The organism is Streptomyces sp. NPDC052079, assembly GCF_040680275.1.
Classification (GTDB): domain Bacteria; phylum Actinomycetota; class Actinomycetes; order Streptomycetales; family Streptomycetaceae; genus Streptomyces.
The window spans coordinates 1-10,146 of record NZ_JBFAWL010000046.1; the positions used below are offsets into that span (position 1 = coordinate 1).

At 66.4% G+C, this 10,146-nt stretch carries 8 protein-coding genes and 1 pseudogene; 4 read left to right on the plus strand and 5 right to left on the minus strand.

Annotated elements, in window-relative coordinates; translation table 11 throughout:
• Positions 1 to 691: 691 nt before the first annotated feature.
• From AB0L56_RS31335 to AB0L56_RS31345, 3 genes and pseudogenes are all read left to right on the plus strand, one after another.
• A complete protein-coding gene (locus tag AB0L56_RS31335) occupies positions 692 to 1,042 on the plus strand; it encodes a hypothetical protein (protein WP_365429487.1) in 351 nt (116 codons plus the stop codon).
• A gap of 15 nt (positions 1,043 to 1,057) precedes the next feature.
• Positions 1,058 to 1,316: pseudogene (locus AB0L56_RS31340) on the plus strand (IS30 family transposase); the annotation flags it as partial.
• The gene (locus AB0L56_RS31345; protein ID WP_365429508.1) at positions 1,293 to 1,430 is read left to right on the plus strand and encodes a hypothetical protein; all 138 of its coding nucleotides are present in this window, start codon (positions 1,293 to 1,295) and stop codon (positions 1,428 to 1,430) included. The pseudogene AB0L56_RS31340 and the gene AB0L56_RS31345, both read left to right, overlap by 24 nt.
• A 162-nt stretch (positions 1,431 to 1,592) precedes the next feature.
• On the opposite strand, the gene AB0L56_RS31350 is transcribed toward AB0L56_RS31345, so the two are convergent.
• From AB0L56_RS31350 to hxlB, 4 genes are all read right to left on the minus strand, one after another.
• The gene (locus tag AB0L56_RS31350) at positions 1,593 to 2,195 is read right to left on the minus strand and encodes a nitroreductase family protein (RefSeq protein WP_365429490.1); all 603 of its coding nucleotides are present in this window, start codon (positions 2,193 to 2,195) and stop codon (positions 1,593 to 1,595) included.
• Between the two features lie 151 nt (positions 2,196 to 2,346).
• The gene (locus tag AB0L56_RS31355) at positions 2,347 to 3,726 is read right to left on the minus strand and encodes an ATP-dependent 6-phosphofructokinase (protein ID WP_365429493.1); all 1,380 of its coding nucleotides are present in this window, start codon (positions 3,724 to 3,726) and stop codon (positions 2,347 to 2,349) included.
• A 208-nt stretch (positions 3,727 to 3,934) separates the two neighbouring features.
• Positions 3,935 to 4,855 carry a class II fructose-bisphosphatase gene (gene glpX / locus AB0L56_RS31360; RefSeq protein ID WP_365429497.1) on the minus strand — a complete coding sequence of 307 codons (921 nt, stop codon included), beginning with the start codon at positions 4,853 to 4,855 and terminating at the stop codon, positions 3,935 to 3,937.
• Between the two features lie 225 nt (positions 4,856 to 5,080).
• Positions 5,081 to 5,713: a 6-phospho-3-hexuloisomerase gene (gene hxlB, locus AB0L56_RS31365; RefSeq protein WP_365429499.1), complete on the minus strand. Its 633-nt coding sequence runs from the start codon at positions 5,711 to 5,713 to the stop codon at positions 5,081 to 5,083.
• A 552-nt stretch (positions 5,714 to 6,265) separates the two neighbouring features.
• On the opposite strand from hxlB, the gene AB0L56_RS31370 reads away from it, so the two are divergent.
• The gene (locus AB0L56_RS31370; protein WP_365429502.1) at positions 6,266 to 7,486 is read left to right on the plus strand and encodes an IS30 family transposase; all 1,221 of its coding nucleotides are present in this window, start codon (positions 6,266 to 6,268) and stop codon (positions 7,484 to 7,486) included.
• Positions 7,487 to 7,634: 148 nt separating this feature from the next.
• On the opposite strand, the gene tkt is transcribed toward AB0L56_RS31370, so the two are convergent.
• Positions 7,635 to 9,704 carry a transketolase gene (gene tkt / locus AB0L56_RS31375; RefSeq protein ID WP_365429505.1) on the minus strand — a complete coding sequence of 690 codons (2,070 nt, stop codon included), beginning with the start codon at positions 9,702 to 9,704 and terminating at the stop codon, positions 7,635 to 7,637.
• Positions 9,705 to 10,146: the final 442 nt, after the last annotated feature.

Genomic DNA, 10,146 nt, shown 5'->3' on the forward strand with positions numbered 1-10,146 from the left:
AGACGACACTCGGGCCGCCAGCCTGCCCAACCTCCATCACCAGCAACAAGATGGGCCACCGACTCCGTCGGCGGCCCATCAAGAAAGATCGAGGTTAAGTCCGGCTGTCAGCCCCGGTAAAAGTATCCGCTGGCCTCAGCGCAAACCTCGATGACCGTGTATTCCGGAGTCTCCCACGTCATAACTTCCTCCTCTTGCTGGGCGAAAATCGGGAAACGTGATCCGCGCAATTTCGAGGACCGCGTCACGAAATTCCGCGTTTTCGAAACCGTACCTTTGATTTAACAGAGTTACAACTTGCGTTCCACTAGCGGGCGGTAACCGGTGTCGAACGGCACCCTGGAGCCTACGAACGGGGACCGACGGCACGCGGAAGCGCAGGTCGATTCCAGTGGTCGTCGCAACACCTGATCGCGGAGGTATTGCGTGACCGACAGGGTGGGCGACCGCAGTGGCGCATGCCGTCGGTCAAGGGCAGCCCGTCATCGCGCCGGTACCTGTCATTCGAGGAGCGCGAGAAGACCGCGTTGCTCAACGCCCAGGAGGCGGGGGTACGGGAGATCGCGCTGGTCGAGCCGGCCGCCGTCGACCATCTCCCGGCGGTCCGGAACTGGCGATCATCGTTGACACCTGGGTCTCCGATCACTGCAGAGACCCACATGCCGACGCCCCCTCCCCACCACTCCGCCGCTTGACCATGAGCCAAGCGGCGCCTGGCGGTGACACGGCCACGTCCAAGAAGTTAGCGGGAACCGCGCCGAGTTCCAGTCCGCCTTCTGCCGGCACGCTCTCGACAAGGGCATCGCCCGCACCCTGCACCAAGCCCCGCACCCCGCGGCTGAAGGGCGAGGTCGAACGCTCTCACCGCATCGACGCCGAGGAGTTCTACCGGCTGCTGGACGGCGTCGTCATCGACGACGCCGAGTCCTCAACGAGACGCTGCGCGAGGGGAGGACTGCGACAACTACCCCGCCCCGACGGGGGCCTCGGCGGCCGGACCCCCTACGAACGCCTCAAGCAGAAGACCACGACTCCGGCGTAATCGCTCAACGTCACTGGCACGCTCAAGCGCGAGCTGGTCGCCTGCCTGCGCACCGGGCGTGTGCTGCGGGTCCCGCGGGCGCGGTCCCGGCGGCGCCCCAACGGTCACGCCACATCCGAGGTGCTGATCAACGAGCGGCCTGCCGAGGCCGAGGATCGCGCGGTCTTCAGGACGCGGGAGGACGACCTGATAACAGGCACCGGCCGGTCCGCGGGCGGTGCGCTCGTGGAGCGCACGACGCGGTTCAACCATGCTGCTGCACCTGCCGCGGATGCCGGCCCGCACCCTGTTGCAGAAGTCCGCGATCCACGTCGCGATCTCGAGCCTCGCCTCGCCTCGCCCGCGTCGCGAAGGTGCGTCGGTCGACGTACTCGACCTCGAGAACTGAGGGGAACGGCTCCACGGCGGCGTTGTCCATCGCATGCCCGAGCTGCACCACGCCCCAGCGGCCTGAGAGCCGCTGGGATGCCTGCGATGTGTCCCCTGGGACAACGCGGAATACGGCGTTGGTGGTCGAAGGGGGTACGACGGCACGGACAGGGGGTGAGGTTCAGGGTCCGACGGGAAGCGGATTGCCCCAGCTCTCTGCGAAGAAGGTTTCCGCCAAAGGGCGCCGCTCACGGGCGTCGGTTTCGCGGTCCCGCAGTTCCTGTGGGAGGAGTTCCGGCGCGGCCAGGGCTCCTATCGCGGTGATGGAGAGAGGCCGGTAGCCGTCCGGAACACCCAGCGACGTGCGCAGCCGCTCAGGGGCGAAGCCGCCCATCTGGTGGGCGTGCAGACCCAATGCGCGGGCCTGTACCGACAGTTGGGCCACCGCCAGCCCGGTGTCGTATGCGGCCCCGGGGTGCGGCGTGCCGCTCTCGAGGCGCTCCGCCGCGACCGCCGCGACCAGCAGCGAGCTCTTCCCTGCCCACAGCCGGTTGCCGGGCGCGAGGGTGGCGAAGATGCGCCGGTACGTCGTGTCGCCACGCCGCCCGACCAGGAAGCGCCACGGCTGTGAGTTGCGGGCGGAGGGTGCCCACCGGGCCGCCTCCAGCAAAGACACCAGCTCTTCGTCGGTGATGGTGTGGGTCGCGTCGAACGAGCGCGGGCTCCAGCGCTCGGCGAGAAGCGGGTGGACGGCCACGGCCGTGTTCGCGGTGCGAGGCGACATGCGTCCTGTCCTTCTTCGATTCATATGGCGCGTACACCGAGAGACGTCTCCACTCCGCCCCCGGCTGCGTACCGCCCGCCGAGTACGAATGCGACGACTGCGAACCTGCCAGGAAGACCTGCGCACCGCCTGGACCACGGCCCGCGCCATCTTACGAGACCCGGTGCAGCTCACCACGGTCTGGCGCCGAACCGAATCTGGCCGGCTGGCAGGTGGTTTCGAGCACGGACATCCACAGGTCACCGTCCGGGTCGACCTGGTTGCGACGGCTGGTCATCAGCGACAACGGGACATGCACGAAGCGTCGCCGCCAGCGCGCGACAGCGGCTTCAGTACGCCCCGACATGGCAGCGTGCACCGCGGCATGGGCCAGGCGCAGGCAGTAGACACTGTCATAAGCGTTGGCGGCGACGCTGCGGATTGCGTAACTCGGGTCGATGTAGCGCATCGAGGGGGCAAGGCCGACCGCAGTCAGGTGGGCCGTGATGCTCTCTTTGAGTAGCTCCCCGATGTTGCCGAGTTTGACGTTGCCTGAGGCATCGGTTCCGCGACCGTTGTACCGAGGCAGGCCGTGCTTTTCGAAAAGGTCTTGGCCTGCCCCCTCGGCGAGGACGATGACCACGAAGCCCTTGGATCGCACGTGCTGCTCGACGTAGGACAACAGGCCGTCAGCTCCCCCAAGGGCGAAGGGGGTTTCGGGGATCAGGACGATGTCTGCGGAATTGGCGGCCAGCGCAGCGTAACTTGCGATGAACCCGGAGTGCCGGCCCATCAGCTTCACGATCCCGACGCCGTTCGGGCTGGCTGCAGCTTCGACGGAGACCGAGGATATGAAGTCGGTGGCCCGCGCGAACGCGCTTTGGAACCCGAACGACTGATCGGTGAAGGGCAGGTCGTTGTCGATCGTCTTCGGTACCCCGATGACAGCAATGTCAAGACCGCGCATCCTGATCGCCTTGCTGAGGAAGGTCGCGGCGCGCATCCCCCCGTCGCCACCGATGACGAACAGGATGTCGACGCCTCGCATGACGAGACTGTCGACCATCTCGTCGGCGTCTTGGCCACCGCGTGAGCTGCCCAGAATGGTGCCGCCGGCGTTATGGATATCGCGAACTCGATCAGGCGTCAATTCGATGGTGTCGTTGCGGTGTTCGGCCGTCAGGCCCTTGAGGCCATTCCGGAAGCCTAGAATCCGCTTGACCTTGTAATGTACAGAGAGTTCTTGAACGAGACCGCGGATGACATTATTGAGACCAGGACACAGCCCTCCGCACGTGACAATGCCGGCGGTCACGTTCGCGGGGTCGAAATAGATCTTCCGGCGAGGCCCGGCTGCTTCGAAACTCGGAACGCGGTCGGGAGGGAGGCTGTGCTCGGTAAGCATGGAAACCGTGTCCTCGAGCAGGACGCGGTCACCTTCCGCAACGTAATGCGGGGAGGTCTGCTTGGTGGAGAGCATCTCGGAGAACGGCGAATCGTAACGGCACTCGCCCAGGCGGCGCACGCGAAGGTCGTCCAGGTGCAACGTCACCGAATCTCCTCAATCGTGATGGTGTATGTGCGGCAGCTGCAGACAGTCGTGGCTGAGCTTTCTTGATCACGGTGCAGTGTCGGCGTCTGTGTGCCCCGCCCTCAAGCCGCTGAACAGCAGCGACGAGCACGGCACGACCATCTGCAGCGACTTGATACGTGTCCGCTCGGGAATGGGCGCCACGGAGAATCGGAAATCGCAGCGCGCACTATGCGGGAAATGCTTCGAAGGTGGTGTGTGTTATATGGCGAACCTGACCCTTGGAGATCAGGAGCGACTCGGCGATTGTCGTGCCATCACATTCCCGTGGACGTCCGAGAAGGGGTCCTCCGCTGACGCCAGTGGCAACGAAGAAGGCATCGCCGGCTACGAGCTCATCACAGTGATAGATGCGGTCGAGGGACATGCCCGCCGCGCGGATGGCCTCCGCTTCCTCGTCACGCTGAGGGGCCAAGCGGCCCACCATGCCGCCGCCCAGGGCACGGACCGCCGCGGCGGTCATCACTCCCTCGGGCGTTCCGCCGACTCCGAGGAGCAGGTCAACGTCGAGCGTCGGCAGGAGCACCGCCAGGCTCCCCCCGACATCGCCTCCTGCCGGCGTCTGCACGGCCGCGCCCGCCCGGAGCACCCGTGCGATCAGCTCCTTGTGCCGCGGCTTGTCCATGATGACAACGCGGAGCTCGCTGACCTTCTTTCCGAGAGCCTCGGCAACCTTGACCAAGGTGCGCTCGGGAGGGTCGCTCAGATCGATGACGTCCTTCGCCCGGGGGGGCACCACTATCTTGTCCATGTAGAAGCCGGGACCAGGTGACCACAGAGTTCCTGGTTCGCCGAACGCGATCGTAGCCAGGGCACCGGGCAGGTCCTTCGCGCAGAACGAGGTTCCCTCAAGGGGATCGACGGCGATGTCGAAGTCCGGGCCGTGCCCATTGCCCACGACTTCACCGTTGAACAGCATCGGGGCGTCGTCCTTCTCTCCCTCCCCGATGACCACCGTTCCTCGCCCAGGTGCGTCGGCCAATGCCTCGCGCATGGCCGTCGTCGCCGCTGCATCGGCGGCTTTTTGATCGTGTCGGCCTACCCAGGCGTAGCTGGCCACCGCAGCGCTGCGGGTAGCCGCCAGAGCCACCGCCTCCAAAGTATGGATATCGACGCAGGCTCGCGGTGCGACCTCACTCCCACACTGCATTTTGGGCTCCCATTCTTGTGTGTAGCTTCAGGACAGAGAGATCGCGGCACTTACTCGATTGATCCCGCCGTGCGACCAGCTCGATAAACCGCCTGCTCCTTCTTCCGTGCGCCGAGCGCGAATCACGCCGTTCCTTCAGCGCCGGCCTCACAGAGTGCGTAGCGGTTACTCGAGATTCGCGTGAAGGCGCCACAGCTCGCGGGCCCGGGTCCCGCTGGTCTTCCACAGCGTGTGAAAAAGCGCGTCAGTGATCAGCAGGACAGACTGTTCGAACAGGCTGCCGGCGTACTGGACGGAGGCAGTACCGTCGAAGTCCTGCTTGTCCGCAGCCGGAATGATGAGTATTTCGGTTGCGGTTTCAGCCAGCGCCGAATCGGCCGCCGTGGTCAGCGCAATCACGTCCGCGCCCTGATCACGAGCAGTCTGAGCTGCCCGCACCACCCGGGCCGTCGACCCCGAGCCCGATGCCGCCACCAGGACGTCCCCCGAGCCGATCGCCGGAGCAGTCGTCTCACCGACGACGTGGGTGGGCAGTCCGAGGTGCATGAACCGCATCGCGGCCATCTGCAGGGCGAGCCCGCTCCGCCCGGTGCCGATGGTGAACACTTTCGGCGCCTTGAGCAGCAGTTCGCCGGCACGCATCCAGGAAGGGGAGTGCACCCCCACACGCACCTTTTCCACCTCGGCGACAACAGCACGCGTTGCGTCCACGAAATGACCGACTTCGAGTTCCTTTGATATTGACTGCGTCAACGAGATCGTCCTCCACTTGCGGGGCGGATGGCGTTCGTTGGTCACTTGCGCTGCCGCGGATCCGGATCCTCGGGAGGGAGCCTTTGTCCGTTGCGGCCAGGACAGCCATCGCACGGATCATCTTAGAGACACACCGCACTTTCGCCATGGACAGAGTTCCTGCTTCAGCAGGAGACCCGCGGGCCAGAGTGCGGATAATCTACGTGGGCAAAATAATTGTCCATCTGCGTACTGATCGGCAAGACTTGCGACATTGAGAAACATTATCGTGTGATTAGGATAATGAATGACGGTCGGCATCATTGCTGGTGCTCCATCTTGCGGGTCGGCGAAGATGGGGTATGTGCGGGCGCAGCTGCAACAGCATGCTGTGCCCCACCTGCGAAGGCCCCGACAGCCAGGTGAGGCCAACCCGGCCCAGGACGCCATCGAGGGCGGTCACCGTGCCGTTCACCGCCGCTTCGAGGACCGCCGGCCCACCGCCAACCGTTCACAAGAACCTATTCGCAGGCGATGCGTCCGGGAGCAGGCTGGGAAGCGGCCCCGGCTTCTCTTGGGTTCTAGTGGTCGTCGCAACACCCCAGCTGAAGGGGTGCGATGGACTTCGAGATCCGGAAGGACCGGAGGCCGCAGGGGCGGAAGAAGCTGACCCGTGAGCGGGCGGCATACTTCCAGCTCGTGCAGCAGGGCAACAGCAGCAGGGAGGCCTGCCGGATCGTCGGGATCGACGTTCGGACCGGCAAGAAGTGGCGCAACGGCCGCCACGCCCACAAGGGCCGTGAGAAGGCGGCGCCTCCGATCTACCAGGAGGCGCCGCCTTCATCCGGTCCGTCCCGCTACCTGGGCGAGGCTGACGGCATCCACATAGCCGACCGGCTGCGGGAGAAGGCCACCGTCCGCGCTATCGCCGCGGAGCTGGGCCGCAGTCCGTCCACCATCAGCCGTGAGATCCGCCGCAACCGGCACCCGGTTGGCGGCCAGTACCGGCCGCACGCCGCCCAGGCCCGCGCGGATGCCCGCCGGCCCCGCCCCAAGCCGGGAAAGATCAGCCAGAACCCCGAACTGCGCGGCTTCGTCCAGCGTCACCTGGACCTACGGTGGAGCCCCGAGCAGATCTGCCAAGCTCTGCGGGCCCAGTTTCCCGACCGGCCGGAGATGCACGTGGTCCACGAAACGAGCTACCAGGCCCTCTACGTCCAGGGCCGGGGCGAGCTGCGCCGTGAACTCGCCAAGGCTCTGCGTACCGGCCGCACCCGCCGCAAGCCCCACCGCCAGGCCGCCTGCCGCCAGCCGCGGTTCGCCACCCCGATGGTGATGATCAGCGAACGTCCGGCCGAGGCCGAAGACCGGGCTCTGCCCGGCCACCGGGAGGGCGACCTGATCATCGGCAAGGACGGCGCCTCCGCCATCGGCACCCTCGTGGAGCGCGCCACCCGCTACGTGATGCTGCTGCACCTGCCCGAAGGCCGCACCGCCGAACACGTCCGCGACGCCCTGGTCGAAACCGTCCAGACGCTGCCCTCTCACCTGGTGCGCTCCCTGACCTGGGACCAAGGCGCCGAGATGGCCGCCCACGGCTCCTTCACCGTCGCCACCGACATCCCGGTCTACTTCTGCGACCCCGCCAGCCCCTGGCAGCGCGGCTCCAATGAGAACACCAACGGCCTGCTGCGGCAGTACTTCCCCAAGGGCACCGACCTGTCCGTCCACACCCGCGAACACCTCACGGCCGTGGCCGCCGAGCTGAACGGCCGCCCACGCAAAACGCTCGGCTGGGAAACCTCAGCCGAGCGCCTGCATAGACTGCTTGCGGCCTGATCAACACGACCACGTGTTGCGACGCCCCCTCGAAACCGCCTCTCGCCGGGGCCGCTGGTGCAACCGCTGCCCAGAAGAGGTCCCCATCAGCCTCGTCCAACAGGTTTTGGACTGATCACGGACACCTCCTGCCGCCTGCGGCCGGGCATCAACTCAGCTTCACAAACCGCACACTTCGTCGTGCCGCTTCGACCACGGCCTCGGTGGTGATGCCGAACTGGCTGAACAGGGTCTTGTAGTCTGCCGAAGCACCGAACCGATCCAACGACACGATCTCGCCCGCGTCCCCGACGATCCGGTGCCACGGCTGCGCCGTACCCGCTTCGACGGCGACCCGGGCGCGCACCGACGGAGGCAGCACCTGTTCCCGGTAGGACCGGTCCTGCCGGTCGAACCACTCCATGCAGGGCATCGACACCACTCGGGTGGCAACCCCTTCGGACTCGAGGATCTTCCTGGCCTCCACGGCCAACTGGACCTCGGAACCGGTGCCGACGAGCACCACCTCGGGGCTGCCCGAGGACGCCTCGGCGAGTACGTAGCCGCCGCGGGCCACCCCCTCGGCGGAGGTGCCCTCCAGTGTCGGCACGTCCTGCCGGGTAAGCGCCAGCCCGGCCGGGCCGCTGCTGTCCTCCAGCACGGCCTTCCAAGCGTGCGCGGTCTCGTTCGCGTCGGCGGGGCGCACCACCGACATTCCGGGGATGGTACGCAGCGAGGCCAAGTGCTCGACGGGCTGGTGGGTCGGGCCGTCCTCACCGAGGCCGATCGAGTCGTGTGTCCACACGTAGATGACCGGCAGCTGCATCAGCGCGGCCAGGCGTACCGCCGGGCGCATGTAGTCGCTGAAGACGAGGAAGGTGCCGCCGTACGGGCGGGTTCCGCCGTGCAGCGCGATGCCGTTGAGGATCGAGCCCATCGCGTGCTCGCGGATACCGAAGTGCAGCGTGCGACCGTAGGGATGGGCCTTCCAGGCGTTGGTGGAGATCTCGGCCGGGCCGAAGGAGTCCGCACCCTTGATCGTGGTGTTGTTGCTCTCGGCAAGGTCCGCCGACCCGCCCCAGAGCTCGGGCAGCACCTCGCCGAGCCTGGCCAGTACCGCGGCCGACGCCTTGCGGGTGGCGACTCCCTGGGCGTCGGCCTCCCAGGTGGGCAGACCGTCGGCCCAGCCGGGGGGCAGCTCGCGCTTGCTGATCCGGTCCAGCAGCGCCTTACGCTCCGGGTTGTCCTTCGCCCAGGCATCGAACTTGAGTTGCCACTTCTCGTGGTCGGCCCTCCCGCGCTCGGCCACCTGGCGGGCATGCCGCAGGACCTCGTCGTCGACCTGGAAACTCTGCTTCGGGTCGAACCCGACGGCGCGCTTGACCGCGGCGAGTTCCTCGGCGCCCAGCGCGGCACCGTGCACCTTGCCGGAATTCATCTTGGTCGGTGCCGGGTAGCCGATCACGGTGCGCAGCACGATCAGGGTAGGGCGGGTGGTCTCGGCCTTGGCCTGTTCAACCGCGTCCAGGAACCCTGCCACGTCCTCGCCGCCGTGCACCGTGAGGACGTGCCAGCCATAGGCTTCGTAGCGCTTGGCGGTGTCCTCGGACAGCGCGATGCGGGTGTCGTCCTCGATGGAGATCTCGTTGCTGTCGTAGATCACCGTGAGGTTGCCAAGTTGCTGGGTGCCGGCCAACGACGAAGCCTCCGAGGTGACGCCCTCCTCGATGTCGCCGTCCGAGGCGATCACGTAGATCTGATGGTCGAACACGCTCCTGCCCTGCTCGGCGTCCGGGTCCAGCAGGCCACGCTCGCGGCGGGCGGCCATGGCCATACCGACCGCGTTGGCCAGGCCCTGGCCGAGTGGGCCGGTGGTGGTCTCCACGCCCACGGTGTGCCCGTACTCGGGGTGACCAGGGGTCAGCGAACCCCACTTCCGCAAGGCCTTCAGGTCATCGAGCTCCAGGCCGTAACCGGACAGGAACAGCTGAATGTACAGGGTGAGGCTCGAATGGCCGGCTGAGAGCACGAACCGGTCGCGCCCAATCCATTGCGCGTCGTTGGGGTCATGCCGCATGACCCGCTGGAACAGCGCGTAGGCGACGGGCGCGAGGCTCATAGCCGTGCCGGGGTGTCCGCTCCCACAGTGCTCGACCGCGTCAGCGGCCAGCACGCGGGCGGTGTCCACCGCGCGCTGGTCCAACTCGGTCCAGTCCTGGGGGAGTCGCTTGGTAGTCAAGCGAACAACCTCGTCAGTTGATTCGATCGCGTGGTCACTGGAGATCGATTCGTTCGCTGCCATAGACGCGCACTCCTGAATAATTTCGGTTTTTCTCGAATTCGTATCGAGGGGATCCGTCATGACGGCCGCCAACAACCGCCCTTTTCAATCGAGCCTGCAAAGGGCGGGGCAAGGCCCTGGGAAATGCGGTCAAGCAGATCATGGACGGCCTGGCGTCGCAGGCACCGCCTCGACGCCGCCGCAGACAGCGCGCCAAGGGCCGAAGTCACGATTGAGTTCGAGACTCACTCGGCGCACTCCGGTTCAATTCGAAACTACATGGAATGGGATGCAGTGTTGGGGCGGGTCCTGTCAGGCGGTTGCGCGCTTCTTGAGTTCGTAGGCGGCCGCGGCCGGGTCTGTGGCGTTGTAGATCGCTCCGCCGGCCACGGCCACGGTG

Excerpts from the sequence above, each read along its gene's own strand:
- AB0L56_RS31350 (WP_365429490.1), bottom strand. The coding sequence starts at position 2,195 with ATGTCGCCTCGCACCGCGAACACGGCCGTGGCCGTCCACCCGCTTCTC.
- AB0L56_RS31370 (WP_365429502.1), top strand. The coding sequence starts at position 6,266 with ATGGACTTCGAGATCCGGAAGGACCGGAGGCCGCAGGGGCGGAAGAAG.
- AB0L56_RS31345 (WP_365429508.1), top strand. The coding sequence starts at position 1,293 with ATGCTGCTGCACCTGCCGCGGATGCCGGCCCGCACCCTGTTGCAGAAG.